Genomic DNA, 20,685 nt, shown 5'->3' with positions numbered 1-20,685 from the left:
TCCTGAAAAGTGGATTTCATTTTTCAAATAGCGACTTTATTTTTGGGGTTTCTGGCTGAATATAGAGGAATCATCGGGTTAATCGTTGATGGGAAAGTATCCGAAAAGTTGAAAATTTAAATTGCTTACACGATTCACCGTTTTTTTAGCGGAAATAATTATGCCAGTATAAATACGTAGTCAGGTGTTTCTTACTCCGATCAAATATCACAAAAGGATTGTTTCGATGTCCAACAATGGCTCGTCACCGCTGGTGCTTTGGTATAACCAACTCGGCATGAATGATGTAGACAGAGTTGGGGGCAAAAATGCCTCCCTGGGTGAAATGATTACAAACCTGTCGGGTATGGGTGTCTCCGTACCGAACGGGTTTGCCACCACCGCCGATGCCTTTAACCTGTTTTTAGACCAGAGCGGTGTTAACCAGCGCATTTACGACCTGCTGGATAAAACGGATATTGATGACGTGACCGAGCTTGCGAAAGCCGGGGCGCAGATCCGCCAGTGGATTATCGACACACCTTTCCAGCCGGAACTGGAAAAAGCCATTCACGACGCGTACAACCAGCTCTCCGCTGACGATGCGCAGGCCTCCTTTGCCGTGCGCTCCTCTGCCACCGCAGAAGACATGCCGGACGCCTCGTTTGCCGGTCAGCAGGAAACCTTCCTGAACGTCCAGGGTTACGATGCGGTGCTGGTGGCGGTGAAGCACGTGTTTGCTTCCCTGTTCAACGACCGCGCCATCTCCTATCGCGTGCACCAGGGCTACGACCATCGCGGCGTGGCGCTCTCCGCTGGCGTGCAGCGCATGGTGCGTTCGGACGTGGGCTCATCCGGCGTGATGTTCTCCATTGATACTGAATCCGGCTTCGACCAGGTGGTGTTCATCACCTCCGCGTGGGGGCTGGGTGAGATGGTCGTGCAGGGTGCGGTAAACCCTGACGAATTCTACGTTCACAAGCCTACGCTGGCCGCTGGCCGCCCGGCGGTGGTGCGCCGCACCATGGGCTCGAAAAAAATCCGCATGATCTATGCCCCGACCCAGGAGCATGGCAAGCAGGTCAAAATTGAAGATGTACCGCAGGAGCAGCGCGACCGCTTCTCCCTGACCGACGCCGAAGTGCAGGAGCTGGCGAAGCAGGCGGTGCAGATTGAAAAACACTACGGCCGTCCGATGGATATCGAATGGGCGAAAGACGGGAACACCGGCAAGCTGTTTATCGTGCAGGCGCGTCCGGAAACCGTTCGCTCACGCGGCCAGGTGATGGAGCGTTACACGCTGCACGCCCAGGGCAAAATCGTGGCGGAAGGCCGTGCCATCGGTCACCGCATCGGTGCCGGTCCGGTGAAGGTGATCCACGACATCAGCGAGATGAACCGTATTGAGCCGGGCGACGTGCTGGTGACCGACATGACCGACCCAGACTGGGAACCGATCATGAAGAAAGCGGCGGCTATCGTCACCAACCGCGGCGGCCGTACCTGTCACGCGGCGATCATCGCCCGCGAGCTGGGGATTCCTGCGGTTGTCGGCTGCGGTGACGCCACCGAGCGCATGAAGGACGGGCAGAACGTGACCGTCTCCTGTGCCGAAGGTGATACCGGCTACGTGTATGCCGATATTCTCGACTTCAGCGTGAAGAGCTCCAGCGTGGATACCATGCCGGACCTGCCGCTGAAGATCATGATGAACGTCGGTAACCCGGACCGCGCGTTTGACTTCGCCTGCCTGCCGAACGAAGGCGTAGGCCTGGCGCGTCTGGAATTTATCATCAACCGTATGATCGGCGTTCACCCGCGTGCGCTGCTGGAGTTTGACGACCAGGAGCCGAAGCTGCAGAACGAAATCCGCGAGATGATGAAAGGCTACGACTCGCCGAAAGAGTTCTACGTCGGCCGTCTGACCGAAGGGATCGCCACGCTGGGTGCCGCTTTCTATCCGAAACGCGTGATTGTGCGCCTGTCTGACTTTAAGTCTAACGAATACGCCAACCTGGTCGGCGGCGAGCGCTACGAGCCGGAAGAAGAGAACCCGATGCTGGGCTTCCGCGGGGCCGGACGCTACGTGTCCGACAGCTTCCGCGACTGCTTCGCGCTGGAATGTGAGGCGGTGAAGCGCGTGCGCAACGACATGGGGCTGACCAACGTCGAAATCATGATCCCGTTTGTGCGTACCGTGGATCAGGCGAAAGCGGTGGTGGACGAGCTGGCGCGTCAGGGTTTGAAGCGCGGCGAGAACGGGCTGAAGATCATCATGATGTGCGAAATCCCGTCCAACGCCCTGCTGGCCGAGCAGTTCCTGGAGCACTTCGACGGCTTCTCTATCGGCTCGAACGACATGACGCAGCTGACGCTGGGTCTGGACCGCGACTCCGGCGTGGTCTCCGAGCTGTTCGACGAGCGCAACGAGGCGGTGAAAGCATTGCTCTCCCTGTCCATCCGCGCGGCGAAGAAGCAGGGCAAATACGTCGGGATTTGTGGTCAGGGGCCATCCGACCATGAAGACTTTGCCGCCTGGCTGATGGAGGAGGGGATCGATAGCCTGTCCCTGAACCCGGACACCGTGGTGCAAACCTGGCTGAGCCTGGCGGAACTGAACAAGTAACGCCACGCTGACCCGAAAAGGCGAGGATATTATTCCTCGCCTTTTTTATTTCCGCCCGAATATGCTCCCCATCACAAATAAAGTAAAAAACTAAATATCATAATTTGCCTGTCAATTTAGACAATTGTTAGCGCGCAAACCGTTGCTAATACTTGAGCCTTACATGCGCATTTCCCTTCAGATGATGCGCAACTGGTTGAAATACGTTTTAACCTGATAAAAAGGCAAATAACAATGACACTCTCCTCTGTATTGCGTACCAAAGATAAAATAGGTTATGGCTTAGGTGATATGGCCAGCGCGCTGGTCTGGCAAACGGCAACGTTATTTCTCGCCTATTTCTATACGGACGTTTTTGGGCTGCCCGCCGCAATCATGGGCACCATGTTTTTAGTGGTGCGCGTGGTCGATGCGTTTGTCGACCCGTGCATTGGCGCGCTGGTGGATCGCACTCAAACGCGCCACGGCCGTTTCCGTCCCTGGCTGCTGTGGTTTGCCATTCCGTTTGGCGTAAGCTGCCTCATCACCTTCTATGTACCGGACGTGGGGCCGACGGCGAAAATCGTTTATGCCTGCCTGACCTACGCGATCTTAAGCCTGATTTACTCCGCGATTAACGTGCCTTACTGCGCTATGCCCGGTGCGCTGACGCTGGATCCCCGCGAGCGTCACTCCCTGCAGTCGTGGCGCTTTGGCCTGTCGTTTATCGGCGGATTGATTGTGACGGTGATTGCCCTGCCGCTGGTCTCACTGTTAGGACAGGGCAACGTGCAGAAAGGCTATTTCTACGCCATGAGCCTGATGGGGCTGCTGGGCATTGTGCTGTTTTTCTGCTGCTTCCTGATGACCCGCGAGCGTTATTCTCCGCGCAGTGATACTTCCGGCTCGATGCTCACCGATTTAAAACTGCTGGCCGGAAACAGCCAGTGGCGCATTGTGTTCCTGTTTAATATTTTGCTGTTAACGGCGGTGGTAACGCGCGGTTCCGCCACGATGTATTACGTGAACTACGTGCTGTTGCGCCCGGAGCTGGTTTTTGCCTTTATTGTTTCCGGAATGGTCGCCTCCTTAAGCGGCGCACTATTATCTGAACGGCTGCTGGGGAAATTTGACCGCGTCCGCGCCTACCAGTGGACCATTATTTCCTTCGTCATTTTCGGGGCGCTGATTTTCTTCCTGCCGCCTTCGCAGGTGTGGCTGATTTTTGGCCTCAACATTGTCTTTAGCTTTGTGCAAAACCTCACCACGCCGCTGCAGTGGACCATGTTCTCCGATGTGGTCGACTACGAAGAGCATCGCAGCGGCCGCCGCCTGGACGGGCTGGTTTTCTCTACCGCGCTGTTTGCCATCAAATTTGGGCTGGCGCTGGGTGGGGCGGTCGTCGGCTGGGTGCTTGGCATGGTGGATTACGCCCCGGGACAGGCAGCCCAGGCGCCGCACGTGCTCTCTACGATCAACGCCCTGTTCACCCTTATCCCTTGCGCGCTGTTCCTCTGCATGGTCGCGCTGCTTTCAATCTACAAGCTTAACAGTCGGCTGGTGGATTCCATCGCCCGGGAGCTGGCCAGCAAGCGTGAGGTGAGACCCGAAGCAGGGCCGCTCAGCCCGGCAACCCCTTCCGCACTACAGGAGTAAAACATGACAGCTATCTATAAGGACGCGGGACGTCCCGTGCACGAGCGCGTCGCCGATTTACTGGCGCGTATGACCCCGGAAGAGAAGTTCGCCCAGATGCATGCGTACTGGCTGATCCTCGATGAAAACGGCAACCACCGCGAGCGCAGCGACCTCAGCGACGAATTCGCCGGCGTGAGCGAGCAGGCCGCGCTGAGCGAACGGCTGAAGTTGGGCGTCGGGCAGCTCACCCGTCCGCTGGGTACCCATATCGTTGACGCGAAAACCGGCGTGCGCGCCGCTAACCGCCTGCAGCGCTTGATGATGGAGGAGACGCGCCTCGGCATTCCGGCCCTGTTCCATGAAGAGTGCCTGGTGGGGCTGCTGTGCAAAGACGCCACGCTGTTCCCGTCGTCGCTGAACTACGGTTCGACCTGGGATCCGGAACTGGTGCAGCGCGCGGCAGAGCAGATTGGCAAAGAGGCGCGATCCGTCGGCTGTCTGCAGGGGCTGGCGCCGGTGCTGGACGTTTCCCGCGACGTGCGCTGGGGGCGAACCGAAGAGACCTTCGGGGAAGATCCGTGGCTGGTGGGGGTGATGGCGACCGCCTACGTGAAGGGCTTGCAGGGCGACAAGCGCGACCTGCTGGCGACGCTCAAGCACTACGTGGGCCACTCGTTCAGCGAAGGAGCGCGCAACCATGCGCCGGTACATCTGGGTTTTAGCGAACTGAACGACACCTTCCTGCTGCCGTTTGAAATGGCGGTTAAGCTGGCAAACGCCGGTTCGGTCATGCCCGCCTACCACGATATCGACAATCAGCCGGGGCACAGCGACAGCTTCCTGCTGACCACCGTCCTGCGCGAACAGTGGGGCTTCGACGGGATTATTGTCGCGGATTACGGCGGCGTCAGCCTGCTGCACCAGCATCACGGCATTTCCCACGATGCGGCCGAATCCGCCGCGCTGGCCTTCAACGCCGGGCTGGACGTCGAGCTGCCGAAAGATGACTGCGCGCGGCATCTGGCGGAAGCGGTAGAGCGCGGGCTGATCTCTATGGCGAAAGTGGATGAGATTGTGTGCCGTGTGCTGACCGAAAAATTCCGTCTCGGCCTGTTTGAGAACCCGTATGCCGATGAAAACGGCATCGATCTGCAAAATGAGATGACCCGCCAGGTGGCGCGGGAGGTGGCGACAAAATCGGTCACGCTGCTGGAAAACAACGGTATTTTACCGCTCGGCGGTCAGCCCCGCGTGGCGCTGGTGGGGCCGACGGCAGACGATCCGCTGGCGTTGCTCAGCGGCTACAGCTTTCCGGTGCATCTGATCATCAGCGATATGGTGGAGGAGACCTCGCAGGTGACGACCCCGCGCGCGGCGCTGGAGCACTACCTCGGCGCGTCTCAGGTCCGTTACGCCAAAGGGTGTTACATCATTGAGAAACGGATGGCGGGTGCGCCGGTCTTCCCGGGCGACAGCGGCGGTAAACCGATGCAGCAGTCTCCGGTGTCGCAATGTACCGCCCTTATCCCCGAGGCGGTCAACGCCGCGCAGGAGAGTGACGTGGTGGTGGCCTGCGTGGGCGATCTCGCCGGGCTGTTCCAGAGCGGTACCGTGGGGGAAGGTTCCGACACCGATTCCCTGAATCTGCCGGGTGTTCAGCAGCAGCTGCTGGAGGCGCTGGTGGCGACGGGCAAACCGGTGATTGTCGTGATGACCGGCGGGCGTCCTTACACTCTTCAGGGCCTGGAGGACAAGGTGGCCGCGCTGATCGTGGCGTGGGCACCGGGGCAGGAAGGGGGCTGGGCCATTGCGGACGTGTTAACGGGACGTGCAGAGCCGCAGGGGCGTCTGGTGGTGAGCGTGCCGAAAAGCGCCGGGGCCATGCCGTATTACTACAATCACAAGCTCAAAAGCGGCGGCACGCCGTTTGCGTTCCACTTCGGTTCACGTTATCCGTTTGGCTTCGGCCTCGGCTGGACGACGTTTCGCTGGAATGCTGCCCGCGTCGCTGCAAGCAGCGTGCCGGTCGACGGCGAGGTGACGCTGAGCGTGGATATCACCAATACCGGAGAGCGCAGCGGCAGCGAGGTGGTGCAGGTTTACGTCAGGGATAAGGTCGCCACCCAGGTTCGGCCGCTCCAGGAGCTGAAGGCCTTCCAGCGCGTCACGCTCTCGCCGGGCCAAACCGCCACGCTCAGCTTTACGCTGCCGGTGGAGATGTTCAACTTCACCCGTCGCGACGGGAAACGCATCGTTGAGCCGGGCGAGTTTGAACTGCAGGTTGGCGCATCGTCGGCGGATATCCGCCAGGTGGTGACGGTCAATGTGACCGGGGAAACGCGGGTGCTGCCTGCCGAGTGGCGGATGCTCAGTACCTGTGAGGTTACGCGCGCGTAGTCAGGATAAAAAAAAGCCCATCGTGGGAGATGGGCAAAGACTACACACAGCAATTCGTTGTTTCACTCAGGGGATTTCCATGCTTATAAATCAAGGTGTTGATTTATAACCGTGTGCTAATAGTAGGCATGTCCGCTTTTAGCGTCGATCGGATTCGTCTCAATAGTTAAAGAGATATAAAGATTTCTTGAGGTTATGAGCAGATTGAGTGCAGAAATTGCGGGTCTGACCAGTGTGCAACGAATAAATACTTTAGCAGCATTAAAGTATTGGGTGGGGGAATGTAGGCCGGGTAAGCGTTAGCGCCACCCGGCAAAAACTTAATGCGTGTTCTTCTCTTCCAGCTCTTCCAGTTCGCTCAAAATCATGTCCGGGTCGGTTCCCGGCGGCGGAATTTCATGCACCCAGGCGGAGAACAGACGCCAGGTAACGGCGAGCAGCACCGGGCCGATAAACAGGCCAATCATGCCGAAGGCAATCAAGCCGCCAATCACCCCGGAGAGGATCAGGATCAGCGGCAGGTCGGCGCCCATACGGATGAGAATCGGGCGAATGACGTTATCCATGGTGCCGACCACGCAGCTCCAGACCAGCAGCACCGTTCCCCACGTGGTATCTCCCGTCCAGTAGAGCCAGATAATGCAGGGCACCAGCACCAGCAGCGGCCCCAGTTGTGCAAGACAGGTCATTAGCATGACAACGGTGAATATCGTGGCATACGGTACGCCGGAAATCGCCAGACCAATACCGCCCAGCACCGCCTGCACCAGCGCGGTGACCACCACGCCCAGCGCCACCGCGCGTACGGCCTGCGCCGCCAGCAGTACCGCCGCGTCACCGCGTTTGCCCGCCAGGCGGGTGGCAAAGTGACGAACGCCCAAAGCCACCTGCTCACCGCGCCAGTAAAGCAGGGCGCTGAAGAGCAGCATCAGGGTACAGTGCATCATAAAGCGGCCAATATGCGCCGCCTGACCCACAAACCAGGTGGTGGTGGTGCCAATATACGGGCGCACTTTTGCCATCAGCGCACTGCCGCCCATCTCCAGCAGGCTGTGCCAGCCGCTGTAGAGCTTGGCGCCCACGACCGGAATGCTGTTCAGCCAGGCGAGATCCGGCAGCGTGAGATCGCCGCTGGTCACGGCGCGGATCACCGGGCCGCTGGAGTCGACGAGACTGTTTACCAGCAGCGCAATGGGAATAATAAACAGCAGGAACAGCAGCAGCGTCATGACCAGCACCGCTAACCCGCGGCGGCCGAACAGCAGCTTCTGCAAGCGCAGCAGCAGAGGCCACGTGGCAACGACAACGGTCGCGGCCCAGGCGAAGCCAAGAATAAAGGGTTGAACAATCCACAGACACGCAATGATCATGAGGGCCAGGAACAGCACCGACAGCAAAATTTGCGCAACATCCCTGGGCTGGCGAAGATTGACCATAAATGAAACTTTCCTTAAAAGAACGCCAGCGCGGCTGGCGGGAACGGAAAACCGCATCTCTTTAATCATTAATGATCTCAGCGGTTTTTGACAGGCGGATTTTGCCCGTAATTCTACGAAGCACATAAGAAAAAAATGTGATAAAACTTTCCGGACACAACGCAAACGATTTCACATTACTCTAATTAGGGTCGACAGTCATGATCCCACAGATTTCCCAGGCACCCGGCGTCGTTCAGCTGGTGCTTAATTTTTTGCAGGCACTGGAGCAACAGGGTTTTACAGGTGATACCGCCACGAACTATGCCGACAGGCTGACGATGGCAACCGATAACAGTATTTACCAGCTTCTTCCCGATGCCGTCGTTTTCCCTCGTTCTACGGCCGACGTGGCGCTGATTGCCCGACTCGCCACGCAGGAGCGCTTTGCCTCGCTGGTCTTTACGCCGCGCGGCGGCGGCACCGGGACCAACGGTCAGGCGCTGAACCAGGGCATCATTGTTGATATGTCGCGCTATATGAACCGCATCATTGAGATCAACCCGGAAGAGGGGTGGGTGCGGGTCGAAGCGGGCGTTATCAAAGATCAGCTTAACCAGTACCTCAAGCCTTACGGCTACTTTTTTGCCCCGGAACTTTCCACCAGTAACCGCGCGACCCTCGGCGGGATGATCAACACGGATGCCTCCGGTCAGGGCTCGCTGGTCTACGGCAAAACCTCCGATCACGTGCTGGGCGTGCGTGCGGTTCTGCTGGGCGGCGATATTCTCGATACGCAGCCGATGCCGGTCGAACTGGCGGAAACGCTGGGGAAAGATAACACCGCCAGCGGACGCATCTACCGTACCGTGCTGGAGCGCTGCCGCGACAACCGCCAGCTTATTCTCGACAAATTCCCCAAACTGAACCGCTTCTTAACGGGCTACGACCTGCGCCACGTCTTTAACGACGACCTGACCCAGTTCGATTTAACCCGCGTGCTCACCGGTTCCGAAGGGACGCTGGCGTTTATCACCGAGGCGCGGCTGGATATCACCCGCCTGCCGAAGGTGCGTCGTCTGGTGAACGTCAAATATGACTCTTTCGACTCCGCGCTGCGCAATGCGCCGTTTATGGTGGAGGCGAAAGCGCTGTCGGTTGAGACGGTCGACTCCAAAGTGCTCAACCTGGCCCGGGAAGATATTGTCTGGCACTCCGTCAGCGATCTCATTACCGACGTGCCGGACAAAGAGATGCTCGGTCTTAACATCGTGGAATTTGCTGGCGACGACGCGGAGCTGATTGAGAGCCAGGTCACCACGCTCTGCCAGCGGCTGGATGAGCTGATTTCGCAGGGCGAAGGCGGCGTGATCGGCTGGCAACTCTGTAACGATCTGGCCGGGATTGAGCGTATCTATGCGATGCGTAAAAAAGCCGTGGGTCTGCTCGGCAATGCGAAAGGGGCGGCGAAGCCGATTCCCTTCGCCGAAGATACCTGCGTGCCGCCTGAGCATCTGGCGGATTATATCGTCGAGTTTCGCGCCCTGCTGGACAGCCACGGCCTGAGCTACGGCATGTTTGGTCACGTCGATGCCGGGGTGCTGCACGTGCGTCCGGCGCTGGATATGTGCGACCCTCAGCAGGAGATCCTGATGAAGCAGATCTCCGACGACGTGGTGGCCTTAACCGCTAAATACGGCGGTCTGCTGTGGGGCGAGCACGGAAAAGGGTTCCGCGCAGAATACAGCCCGGCGTTCTTCGGCGAACAGCTCTATGCGGAGCTGCGCAAGGTGAAAGCGGCTTTCGACCCGCATAACCGCCTCAACCCGGGTAAAATCTGCCCGCCAGAAGGCGTGGACGCCCCCATGCTGCAGGTGGATGCCGTCAAGCGCGGCACCTACGACAGACAGATCCCGATTGCGGTGCGCTCCTCCTGGCGCGGCGCGATGGAGTGCAACGGCAACGGCCTGTGCTTTAACTTTGACGTGAAAAGCCCGATGTGCCCGTCGATGAAAATCACCAGCAACCGCATTCATTCGCCGAAAGGGCGGGCGACGCTGGTGCGCGAGTGGCTGCGTCTGCTGGCGGACCGTGGCGTCGATCCCCTGAAGCTGGAGCAGGAGCTGCCGGAAAAACGGGCCAGCCTGCGCTCGCTGATTGAGCGCACCCGCAACAGCTGGCATGCCAACAAGGGCGAGTATGATTTCTCCCATGAGGTGAAAGAGGCAATGTCCGGCTGTCTGGCCTGTAAAGCCTGCTCGACCCAGTGCCCGATTAAAATCGACGTCCCGGAATTCCGCTCGCGCTTCCTGCAGCTTTACCACACGCGCTATCTGCGTCCGGTGCGCGACCATCTGGTGGCGACGGTAGAGAGCTATGCGCCGCTGATGGCGCGCGCGCCGAAGACCTTCAACTTCTTTATCAACCAGCCGCTGGTGCGCAAGCTTTCCGAAAAGCATATCGGCATGGTCGATCTGCCGCTGCTGTCGGTGCCGTCTCTGCAGCGCCAGCTCGTCGGGCATCGTTCGGCGAACATGACCCTGGAGCAGCTGGAGGCGCTCACGCCTGAGCAAAAAGCGAAGGTGGTGCTGGTGGTGCAGGATCCGTTTACCAGCTACTACGATGCCCAGGTGGTTGCGGACTTTATCCGCCTGTCGGAAAAGCTGGGCTATCAGCCGGTTGTGCTGCCGTTCTCGCCCAACGGCAAGGCGCAGCACATTAAAGGCTTCCTGACGCGCTTTGCGAAGACCGCGCAGAAAACATCTGACTTCTTAAACCGCGTGGCGCAACTCGGGATACCGATGGTCGGCGTCGACCCGGCGCTGGTGCTGTGCTACCGCGATGAATACAGGCAGACGCTGGGCGATAAGCGCGGTGATTTCCACGTCATGCTGGTGCACGAGTGGCTGCCGACGGCCCTGGAAGACAAAGCGGTTCAGGACGTCAGCGGTGAGCCGTGGTATCTGTTCGGACACTGCACGGAAGTGACCGCGCTGCCTGGTGCCCCCGCGCAGTGGGCGTCCGTCTTTGCCCGCTTCGGCGCGAAGCTGGAGAGCGTTAGTGTGGGCTGCTGCGGCATGGCCGGCACGTACGGACACGAAGTGAAAAACCACGCCAACTCGCTCGGCATTTATGAGCTGTCCTGGCATCAGGCGATGCAGCGCTTGCCGCGAAACCGCTGTCTGGCGACGGGATACTCCTGCCGCAGCCAGGTGAAACGGGTAGAGGGTAACGGCGTACGCCACCCATTGCAGGCTTTACTGGAGATAATTGGATGATCTGGAAACGTGCCGTGACGCTGCAGGCGCTGAACACCATGGGCGAGGGGAATATGGTGGGGCTGCTGGATATCCAGTTCACCCGCATTGGCGACGATGACATTGAGGCCACCATGCCTGTCGATCGTCGCACCCACCAGCCGTTTGGTTTATTGCACGGCGGGGCGTCCGTCGTGCTGGCCGAAACCCTGGGCTCGGTGGCGGGATATCTCTGTACCGAAGGGGAGCAGAAGGTGGTCGGACTCGAGGTGAATGCTAATCATATCCGCTCGGTACGCAGCGGGCGCGTGCGCGGCGTGTGCCGCGCGCTGCACGCCGGTAGTCGCCACCAGGTGTGGCAGATTGACATTCTCGACGAGCAGGATCGCCTGTGCTGCTCTTCAAGGTTGACGACAGCGGTTGTGTAAAGTTTTCGGATGTTTTGCCTTTGGTCAAAAACTAGCCAGTGGGTTGTGATATACTGGTCAGGTTTTGTACATAAGCGAGGACATCATGGATACTGAAATAACCCCAACACAGCTGGCAATTGAATATTTACGTCGCGATAAGAGCAATCTGTCCCCGGCGCAGTACCTGAAAAAGCTGAAACAGCTTGAGCTGGAATTTACAGATTTGCTGGCGCTCTCTTCGAATGAGCTGAAAGAAGAGATCTACTTTGCCTGGCGGTTGGGCGTTCACGTCCATTGAGAGAGTAATGTTGAAAAGGCCGCAACTGCGGTCTTTTTTGTGCCTGAGATTCAGTATTTAGCGGGGAGCTTGTTGATTTTGATAAGCCTGCCTTCTTCCATTTCGATAAATCCGCCGGTTTTCAAATCCGCCAGAATGCGCATCACGCCGCTGCGGGAGAGGTGGGTTTTCTCCCTGATATACTTTTCCGCCGTCACGCTGAGCCGATAACCCTCCTCTTCCTCCGTCAGCTTCATTAACTGCTGGCGAATCATCTCATACGCCGTCGGCGCGCCCTGCGGCATCACGTTGTTATAGAGACGGCTATACACATACATGAGCTGTTGAGAGAGCAGTCCCCAAAGCGCCTTCTCTTTAATAATGGCATTCACCCTTTCTGTGGTGATCGTCCCGATCAGGCACGGGCTGACGGTCTTAAGATAATCACTAAAATAGATATCAGTGAGGTTAGCGAGGCCGAAAACAGCAGGGCTACGGGCCGTAGACAGCATCATGTTATCGCTTCTTCTGTAGACGGCGATGGTTCCTTCAAGAATTAAATAGCACATGCCCTGACCATTGACCTGCAGGTCCAGCCGCTCGCCGCGGGCGGTATGTCGCGTTGTGCAATCAGGTAACAGGTGTGAAATAAGCGCTTGCGCGTGGGGAGAACCCCGCTGAGACTTTTCTGGAAGGGACATGGTTGCCGACAGCCTTAAAAAAAACCTGGCTAATTATAGCGCTTCTCTTTGGGACGGGTAAGCGAGTTGCTTGTTATTGCATGATTCCGTACGCGATTGCCGGGTGGCGGTTACGGCACCCGGCATTTTCCTCAGACGTTCGCCGCACTTATCAGCCGCGACTTCATGGACTGATACGCCGACGCGGCATAGTCCTCCGCCCAGCGCTGGTCCTCAATCGCCTCCAGCTGCACCGCGCAGTACTTCGTTTCCGGGGTTTTGGAGATGGGATCGAGGTTATCCTGGGTTAGCTCGTTGCAGGCGCCAATCCACCACTGATAGGTCATATAAACGGCCCCGGCGTTGATGCGCTCGCTGATGCTGGCGCGGGAAATTACTTTCCCCCGGCGGGAGCGCACCCAGACCAGCTGTCCGTCGGTAATGCCCAGCTTGTCCGCATCGGCAGGGTTCATTTGCACCCGGCCCGGCTCGTCGGCCAGGCTTTGCAGCGCGGCGCAGTTCCCGGTCATGGAGCGGCAGGAGTAGTGGCCCACCTCGCGGACCGTACAGAGCACCAGCGGGAAATCCGCATCCGGAGTTTCCGCCGGCGCGCGCCACGGTGCGGCAAAGAGCTGCCCTTTACCGGTTGGGGTATCAAACTGATTATCTTTGTACAGGTACGGCGTACCGGGATGATCCAGCGTCGGGCACGGCCATTGAACGTGACCCATCTCGCCCATTTTTTCATACGTCACGCCGTAGAAGAGCGGGCACAGCTCGCGCATCTCGTCCCAGATCTGCTGGTTGGAGTCATAATGCATCGGGTAGCCCATCTCGGTGGCGAGCAGGCTGATGATCTCCCAGTCGCGCTTCACGTTGCCGCTGGCTTCAATGGCTTTGCCAAAACGCTGGAAGCCGCGATCGGCACAGGTAAAGACGCCGCCGTGTTCACCCCATGAGGTAGCCGGAAGCAGAACGTCCGCCACCTCTGCCGTTTTGGTCATAAAGATGTCCTGAACCACGACAAACTCGAGTGCCTCAAAACCGCTGCGCACCAGGCCGAGATCGGCTTCCGTCTGGAGCGGATCTTCTCCCATGATGTAATAGGCTTTGACCTTGCCTTCCAGCGCAAGATGCGGCACTTCGGTAATGCGCGTCCCGACGCGATCGTCCATTTTATTGACATCAATTCCCCAGGCATCGGCGAACTTCTGCCGGACCGCCGGGTCGGTCACATCCTGATAGCCGGGGAACATATTCGGCAGGACGCCCATATCGCAGGCACCCTGGACGTTGTTCTGACCGCGCACCGGCCCGACGCCGACGGCGGGGCGACCGAGATTCCCGGTCAGCAGCGCCAGGCTGGACAGCCCTTTGACCACATCAACGGCCTGACCAAACTGGGTCACGCCCATTCCCCACATCACGGTAGCGGAAGGAGCCGCCGCAAAGGTGCGCATCGCCTGGCGGACATCACGGGCGGGGATGCCGGTAAGATGTTCGACCTTCTCAGGCGCATAGTCTTTTACCGTTTGCCGGTAGGCCTCAAGCCCTTCCGTAAAGCGCGCCACGTAGCTTTTGTCGTACAGATCCTCTTCCAGCAGCACATAGCCAAAGGCGTTCACCAGCGCCATGTTGCTGCCGTTTTTCAGCTGAAGATATTGGTCGGCAATACGCGCCGTTTCAATACGGCGCGGATCGCAGACGATAATTTTTGCGCCGTTTTCACGCGCTTTCAGCACGCGGCGGGCAACGATAGGGTGGGAGTCCGCGCAGTTATAGCCAAACACCAGCAGGCATTTTGAGTTTTCAATATCATTAATGGAGTTGCTCATCGCGCCGTTGCCGAGCGTTTCCTGTAAACCCGCCACGGACGGGCCATGACAGACGCGCGCGCAGCAGTCCACGTTGTTGGTGTTCAGCACCGCGCGGGCAAACTTTTGCATCACGTAGTTGGTTTCATTGCCGGTGCCGCGAGAGGAGCCGGTGGTCATGATCGACCGCGGCCCATGCTGCGCTTTAATGCTGCTGAGCCTGTGGGCGGTGTAGCGGATCGCCTCTTCCCAGGTAACGGGGGTGAAGGCTTCGCCTTTGCGGTAGCGGATCATGGGCTGGGTAAGGCGGGGGGTGAGAAGACGGGTGTCGTTGAGGAAGTCCCAGCCGTAAAACCCTTTCAGACATAAGGTGCCCTGGTTTGTGACCCCCTCTGCCGCTTCGGCACGGATGATACGGTTATTTTCAACGACAAGGTTCAATTTACAGCCTGCACCGCAGTACGGGCAGACGCTGGCGATCTTTTTCATCAATAACAGACCTGTTAAGAAATGAAGCAAAGTTGACTGGAAAAACCAGTCCCGTATGCGGAGATAAGCAGAAAGCGTGCCAGGTTGGCTTTGCGTGAATTACAGGGTGTTATGGGGGAGGGCGCGTGTCATCGTCAGGCCGATCGTCAGTTTTGACGATGACACGTTAGGGGGCGCGGCGGGCAGGAACTCAGAGATCGTCCATGGTGTAACCCACCACGATTTCCAGCGTCTTACGAATCACATCGGCCTGAACCACGTCGTTGGTGGATTCCAGCGTCTGAATGAGCCAGAGGATGATCGCTTTATTGGAAAGATGACCTTCGGAGGCCAGAACACAGCGTACTGCAGTAGAAAAAATAGCGGACTCTTCAGCAAAACGATCGCCTGCATGGCGGAAATACTCCGCCAGCGCACTGTCTAAAAAAGCAGAGTGATATTCGGGTTGAAGCTGAATATTTTGTCTCATTTGTTCTCACCGTAGCTGTTAAATTGCAGTCAATGTATTTTTTTGGGATCGGACGGTTTTCCACTTCCAAATAACGGCACTACATTGTCTCGGTTATCATTGAGAGATCCCTCTCTTTTTGTTCGTCCTTGCGCGGTTCTGCGACGTGTAAAGGCGATGCTGTTTGAGCCGATCTCGGCAATCACCATCGCAAGTGTCTCCCGCCGCTGGGGATCCTTTTCATGTTCTTTCATGACCCGCAGACGCTGTAGCAAGCCTTCTGTTGTCACCGGCCCCCGCTCTTTCAGAAGAGAGAGAACGGCTTCACCGATAAGCTGGTCTATCAGTCGGTCTGCGTTACTGCGATTCATATCCTTACCGTTCGAAGAGCAGACCAAGCAGCATGTGGTAATGCTCTTCCTCTTCCGGCCCATCGGCCTTTTCGAGGCGGCTGAGCAATTTTGTACAAAGCGATTTGCGATTAAGGTTTCGCCCGTCGCTGAGAATTTCAACAACCACCTGGCCCAGCGTTTCCTGTTGGGTCGGAAGCGCGGCTTTTTCGAAGTACTGTGCGATTGCTGCTGCGGAATCTGCGACGTAACCTTTCTGCTGCATGTTTCGCTCCTGTAAAATTTTGTAATCAGTAACGTTACATTTAAGGTATACACAATTTCCAAATCTGTACATCTAAAATGTACAGATTTTTAGATTTTTTTTCGATATATCTTATAAATCATTTATTTTTCATTGCGTTGGGTTGACGTTGTGATGGGGGTAGAGTGCAGGATATATTGTACAAAAAGCGCATGTGCTGGTAAGTTGTACAGCCGAGTCAAACGGTCTCATTAACTGCCGTAAATGGTTGAGATGTAAATTATTTGTCAGGCAATTAATGTGCTATAAATAAACATTCCCCACGTCTTTTGTGGCCAAAACCCTAACCCCCCAGGAATAGCATGCTCACAACCATCATTTACCGCAGTCATATCTGCGAGGACGTTCCAGTGAAAGCGCTGGAAGCAATGGTCGCTGCTGCAAATCGTAAAAATCGGCAATCCAATGTCACGGGGATCCTGCTGTTTAACGGCACACATTTTTTTCAACTGCTTGAAGGGCCGGTGGAGCACGTTTCGGCTATCTATGAGCAGATCTGCAACGACCCGCGCCACCATAACGTAGTCGAGTTGATGCGCGATCACGGCCCTGTCCGGCGTTTTGGCAACGTGGGTATGGAGCTTTTTGATTTGCGCCACTTCGACCGGGACGAGGTGCTGCAGCAGATACTTAATAAGGGGACGACACGCTACCAGCTGGCCTATAACGATCGCCCTCTGCAGTTTTTCCGCACCTTTGTCGAGGCCACGGAAAAAGCGAACTATTTTGAACTGCCGCCTGCGGACTCATGGGAATTCGTTCGCGAAGAAACGCGCTTGTCCGCGCAGCCTGAGGTGGTCGCGAAGGGGGCGGATTGCAGCTTCGCGTTCCAGCCGATAGTCGATCCATTTATGCAGCAGGTTGTCTCCTGGGAGGCGCTTCTCCGCACCCCGTCCGGCGACTCGCCGGGGGCCTATTTCGCCAGCCTTCCGCAGGAGGAAGTGTACACCTCTGATTTGCAGAGCAAGCAGGTGGCTCTGTCTATGGCCAGCGCGCTGGGGTTACAGGACCAGACGTTATCCCTGAACCTGCTGCCTATGACGCTGGTTAACATTCCCAACGCCGTGGATTTTCTGCTCACCGCGATTGAAGCAAACGGTTTTGTACCTGAGCAAATCGTGGTGGAGTTCACCGAGAGCGAAGCCATTTCCCGTTTTGATGAATTCACGGATTCGGTCAGGCAGTTAAAAAGCGCGGGTATCAGCGTGACGATCGATCACTTTGGTGCCGGTTTTGCCGGGCTGCAGCTGCTGGCCCACTTCCAGCCTGACAGAATTAAGATTAATCGCGATCTGGTCGCGAACGTGCATAAAAGTGGCCCCCGACAGGCCATCATTCAGGCGATCATCAAATGCTGTTCCTCGCTTGAAATCCAGTTCTGCGCGGTGGGGGTAGAGAAGGCAGAAGAGTGGATGTGGCTGGAATCTGCGGGAATTTCCCAGTTCCAGGGGCATCTTTTTGCCAGCCCCCGGCACGGCGGGATTCCAGCCATTGCCTGGCCGGAGAAAAAGTTCGAATTGTGATAAAGCTGTACACAATCTGGCAGACGTTACTGTACGAACGGTAAATTTTATACAACAATGTATTAACAGGTGGATGGGGTGGTAAGCCATTCACCCGTTCAAAATGCGGTCTTAGTTATACAAATGGTTTGTACAATCTGATAAGGTTGGTGCAGTTAGGTATGGAAGTTCTGAGCGTGAGGGAGTTAATGGCCTATTACAGTATCGGCGAAGTGGCCGAACGATGCGGTATCAACCCCGTTACGCTGCGTGCCTGGCAGCGCCGTTATGGATTGTTGAAGCCGCAGCGCAGCGAAGGGGGCCATCGTCAGTTTGACGATGAAGATATCCTGCGTATAGAAGAGATCAAACGCCTGATGAAGAGCGGCGTTTCGGTCGGGAAAGTAAAAGCCTTGCTGGAAAACAAGGAAGTGTTGACTCAGGGCAACTGGGTCTCGTTCCAGGAAGAGATGATGACCGTTCTGCGCTACGCCAGCCCGGCAAAGCTGCGCGCCAAAATTGGCGAGTTCCGCCGCGATCACCCGATAGATTACCTGATTGACAATATCATTTCTCCCGTCCGTCAGCGGATGAACCAGGACCAAAATACCGTGCGGCACATGGCGAGCCTGTTAGACGGAGTCCTGATTGAATTCGCGATTGCAAGCCTGGCGGAGTCCCGTAAGAAAGCCGGTAAAGACGCTCTCCTGATCGGCTGGGAGTGCGATGACCGCACCCATCTGTGGCTCGAAGCCGCGCGCTTAGCGCAGAAGGGCTGGCACATTGACGTCCTGGCAGAACCGATTGATTCGCCGCGTCCTGAACTGTTCCCGGGGCAAAAAATCTTCGTCTGGACGGGGAAATCGCCAACGCCTCGACAGCAGGAACAGCTCGACCACTGGCGTGAACAGGGGTTTGCTGTCTCATTTCATCATTAAGTGTAAGAGGCCTTGAGGGCCTTTTTTTATTTTTGTCACTTTCCATGCAAAAGCTATCTCAAAAATAGGCATTTCCAATGCATATTTTACGTTTCTCCTCTCCTGCCCGAATGCCACAACGAAATGCATTATTAATCAATGCATTGAACAATTAAATCCATCCTGCCTGCATCTTGTAACAGGGTCTATGCTTAATAAAAGTAGGCAAAAAGGGCGGTTTAGCCGAATGCCCCTGCTGACAGAGGGTTGAAGTGATAATCGTTATCACTAACATGGTGTTATGCCCTGATGGCTTATCAGATGAGGTGGACCTATGGAACTGCATTCAGAAACCTTTAATCCTGCCGATTTTGCCTGGCGCGGGTTAACGCTCACGCCAGCGGCGGCGGCACATATTCACGAGCTGGTGGCGAAAAAGCCCGAGATCCTCGGCGTGCGTTTAGGTGTCAAACAGACCGGCTGCGCAGGTTTCGGTTACGTGCTTGATACCGTCACCGAACCCGAGAAAGATGACCTGGTGTTTGAGACCGACGGCGCAAAACTGTACGTCGCGCTGCAGGCCATGCCCTTTATCGATGGCACCGAAGTGGACTACGTCCGCGAAGGCTTAAATCAGTTATTCAAATTTCATAACCCGAAAGCCCAGAACGAATGCGGCTGCGGCGAAAGCTTTGGGGTATAGGCGGAACTATGTCTCGTAATACTGAAGCAACGAGTGAAGTAAATACCTGGAGCGGCGGGCACCTCAACTATAAAGAGGGGTTCTTCACGCAGCTGCAGACCGATGAGCTGGCAAAAGGCATCAATGAAGATGTCGTGCGGGCGATCTCGGCGAAACGTAACGAGCCCGAGTGGATGCTGGAGTTTCGCCTGAGCGCCTACCGCGCCTGGCTGGAGATGGAAGAGCCGCACTGGCTGAAAGCGCATTATGACAAGCTGAACTATCAGGACTACAGCTACTACTCCGCGCCCTCCTGCGGCAGCTGCGATGACACCTGCGCCTCGCAGCCCGGCGCGGTGCAGCAAACCGGCGCGGAGAACAGTTTCCTCAGCAAAGAGGTAGAAGAGGCGTTTGACCAGCTGGGCGTACCGGTGCGCGAAGGGAAAGAGGTGGCGGTGGACGCTATCTTTGACTCGGTCTCGGTGGCCACCACCTACCGCGAGAAGCTGGCAGAGCAGGGGATCATTTTCTGCTCCTTCGGCGAAGCGATTCACGATCATCCTGAACTGGTGAAAAAGTACATCGGAACCGTGGTGCCCTCTAACGACAACTTCTTTGCGGCGCTTAACGCGGCGGTGGCCTCGGACGGCACCTTTATTTACGTGCCGAAAGGCGTGCGCTGTCCGATGGAGCTTTCCACCTATTTCCGCATCAATGCCGAAAAAACCGGCCAGTTCGAACGTACCATTCTGGTCGCGGATGAAGGCAGCTACGTCAGCTACATCGAAGGGTGTTCCGCTCCTGTGCGCGACAGCTATCAGCTGCACGCGGCGGTGGTGGAGGTCATCATCCATAAAGACGCCGAGGTGAAATACTCGACGGTGCAAAACTGGTTCCCGGGCGACGGCAATACCGGCGGCATCCTGAACTTCGTGACCAAGCGTGCGCTGTGCGAAGGCGAAAACAGCAAGATGTCGTGGACCCAGTCCGAAACCGGCTCGGCCATCACCTGGAAATACCCGAGCTGCATCCTGCGCGGGGATAACTCCATCGGCGAGTTTTACTCGGTGGCGCTCACCAGCGGCCATCAGCAGGCGGACACCGGCACCAAGATGATCCACATTGGTAAAAACACCAGATCGACCATCATCTCGAAAGGGATTTCCGCCGGACACAGCCAGAACAGCTATCGCGGGCTGGTGAAAATCATGCCGACGGCGACCAATGCGCGAAACTTCACCCAGTGTGACTCGATGCTGATTGGCGCTGACTGCGGGGCGCATACCTTCCCATACGTCGAATGCCGTAATAACACGGCCCAGCTGGAGCACGAGGCGACCACGTCACGGATTGGGGAAGATCAGCTCTTCTACTGCCTGCAGCGCGGGATCAGCGAAGAGGATGCCATCTCGATGATCGTAAACGGCTTCTGTAAGGACGTGTTCTCTGAACTGCCGCTGGAATTTGCCGTTGAAGCCCAGAAACTCCTCGCCATTAGTCTTGAACACAGCGTCGGTTAAG

General features: G+C 56.9%; 16 protein-coding genes and 1 other RNA gene. 10 read left to right on the top strand and 7 right to left on the bottom strand.

Annotation, left to right across the window (positions count from 1 at the left end):
* Positions 1–226: 226 nt before the first annotated feature.
* The 3 genes from ppsA to C6A40_RS05045 all read left to right on the top strand — a co-directional run bounded on the left by ppsA (position 227) and on the right by C6A40_RS05045 (position 6,619).
* The gene (gene ppsA, locus C6A40_RS05055) at positions 227–2,605 is read left to right on the top strand and encodes a phosphoenolpyruvate synthase (RefSeq protein WP_008500643.1); all 2,379 of its coding nucleotides are present in this window, start codon (positions 227–229) and stop codon (positions 2,603–2,605) included.
* Between the two features lie 234 nt (positions 2,606–2,839).
* Entirely contained in the window at positions 2,840–4,240 is a 1,401-nt protein-coding gene (locus C6A40_RS05050; RefSeq protein ID WP_023292663.1) for an MFS transporter, read from the top strand.
* A gap of 3 nt (positions 4,241–4,243) precedes the next feature.
* Positions 4,244–6,619: a glycoside hydrolase family 3 N-terminal domain-containing protein gene (locus C6A40_RS05045; RefSeq protein ID WP_045336111.1), complete on the top strand. Its 2,376-nt coding sequence runs from the start codon at positions 4,244–4,246 to the stop codon at positions 6,617–6,619.
* 5 nt (positions 6,620–6,624) lie between these two features.
* Here the strand turns inward: C6A40_RS05045 and rprA are convergent.
* Positions 6,625–6,732: antisense sRNA RprA (gene rprA / locus C6A40_RS05040), an RNA gene on the bottom strand.
* 207 nt (positions 6,733–6,939) lie between these two features.
* Positions 6,940–8,055, bottom strand: a complete 1,116-nt coding sequence (gene ydiK / locus C6A40_RS05035; protein ID WP_045336108.1) for an AI-2E family transporter YdiK — start codon at positions 8,053–8,055, stop codon at positions 6,940–6,942.
* 200 nt (positions 8,056–8,255) lie between these two features.
* Between ydiK and ydiJ the strand changes: the two genes are divergently transcribed.
* From ydiJ to C6A40_RS05020, 3 genes are all read left to right on the top strand, one after another.
* Positions 8,256–11,312: a D-2-hydroxyglutarate dehydrogenase YdiJ gene (gene ydiJ, locus C6A40_RS05030; RefSeq protein ID WP_045336106.1), complete on the top strand. Its 3,057-nt coding sequence runs from the start codon at positions 8,256–8,258 to the stop codon at positions 11,310–11,312.
* Positions 11,309–11,719: a 1,4-dihydroxy-2-naphthoyl-CoA hydrolase gene (menI, locus tag C6A40_RS05025; protein ID WP_045336105.1), complete on the top strand. Its 411-nt coding sequence runs from the start codon at positions 11,309–11,311 to the stop codon at positions 11,717–11,719. Before ydiJ ends, menI begins: the two co-directional genes overlap by 4 nt.
* Positions 11,720–11,804: 85 nt before the next feature.
* A complete protein-coding gene (locus C6A40_RS05020; RefSeq protein WP_003857766.1) occupies positions 11,805–11,999 on the top strand; it encodes a YdiH family protein in 195 nt (64 codons plus the stop codon).
* A gap of 50 nt (positions 12,000–12,049) precedes the next feature.
* Here the strand turns inward: C6A40_RS05020 and C6A40_RS05015 are convergent, their stop codons facing one another.
* From C6A40_RS05015 to ycgZ, 5 genes are all read right to left on the bottom strand, one after another.
* The gene (locus tag C6A40_RS05015) at positions 12,050–12,679 is read right to left on the bottom strand and encodes a helix-turn-helix domain-containing protein (protein WP_025911639.1); all 630 of its coding nucleotides are present in this window, start codon (positions 12,677–12,679) and stop codon (positions 12,050–12,052) included.
* A 131-nt stretch (positions 12,680–12,810) separates the two neighbouring features.
* Positions 12,811–14,961: a formate dehydrogenase subunit alpha gene (gene fdhF / locus C6A40_RS05010; protein ID WP_045336103.1), complete on the bottom strand. Its 2,151-nt coding sequence runs from the start codon at positions 14,959–14,961 to the stop codon at positions 12,811–12,813.
* A 190-nt stretch (positions 14,962–15,151) separates the two neighbouring features.
* Positions 15,152–15,430, bottom strand: coding sequence for a biofilm/acid-resistance regulator YmgB/AriR (locus C6A40_RS05005; protein WP_008500635.1), 279 nt, complete (start codon positions 15,428–15,430; stop codon positions 15,152–15,154).
* Between the two features lie 29 nt (positions 15,431–15,459).
* Entirely contained in the window at positions 15,460–15,780 is a 321-nt protein-coding gene (locus C6A40_RS05000; RefSeq protein WP_021241105.1) for a hypothetical protein, read from the bottom strand.
* 4 nt (positions 15,781–15,784) lie between these two features.
* A complete protein-coding gene (gene ycgZ / locus C6A40_RS04995; protein ID WP_008500634.1) occupies positions 15,785–16,024 on the bottom strand; it encodes a regulatory protein YcgZ in 240 nt (79 codons plus the stop codon).
* 341 nt (positions 16,025–16,365) lie between these two features.
* Here ycgZ and C6A40_RS04990 point away from each other — a divergent pair, with 341 nt between their 5' ends.
* The 4 genes from C6A40_RS04990 to sufB all read left to right on the top strand — a co-directional run bounded on the left by C6A40_RS04990 (position 16,366) and on the right by sufB (position 20,684).
* Positions 16,366–17,586 (top strand): diguanylate phosphodiesterase, encoded by a 1,221-nt coding sequence (locus tag C6A40_RS04990; protein ID WP_045336101.1) that lies wholly within the window; start codon positions 16,366–16,368, stop codon positions 17,584–17,586.
* 188 nt (positions 17,587–17,774) lie between these two features.
* On the top strand, positions 17,775–18,503 hold the full coding sequence (locus C6A40_RS04985; RefSeq protein ID WP_045336099.1) for a MerR family transcriptional regulator: 729 nt from the start codon (positions 17,775–17,777) through the stop codon (positions 18,501–18,503).
* A gap of 313 nt (positions 18,504–18,816) precedes the next feature.
* Positions 18,817–19,185, top strand: a complete 369-nt coding sequence (sufA, locus tag C6A40_RS04975; RefSeq protein WP_008500631.1) for a Fe-S cluster assembly scaffold SufA — start codon at positions 18,817–18,819, stop codon at positions 19,183–19,185.
* An 8-nt stretch (positions 19,186–19,193) separates the two neighbouring features.
* Positions 19,194–20,684 carry a Fe-S cluster assembly protein SufB gene (gene sufB / locus C6A40_RS04970; RefSeq protein WP_045336097.1) on the top strand — a complete coding sequence of 497 codons (1,491 nt, stop codon included), beginning with the start codon at positions 19,194–19,196 and terminating at the stop codon, positions 20,682–20,684.
* Position 20,685 lies beyond the last annotated feature (1 nt).

The organism is Enterobacter sp. GER_MD16_1505_Eko_090, assembly GCF_003331015.1.
In the GTDB taxonomy this organism is placed as follows: Bacteria; Pseudomonadota; Gammaproteobacteria; order Enterobacterales; family Enterobacteriaceae; genus Enterobacter; species Enterobacter roggenkampii.
Note: the sequence above shows the minus strand (reverse complement) of the source record. Positions and strands in the feature narration are given on the sequence as shown.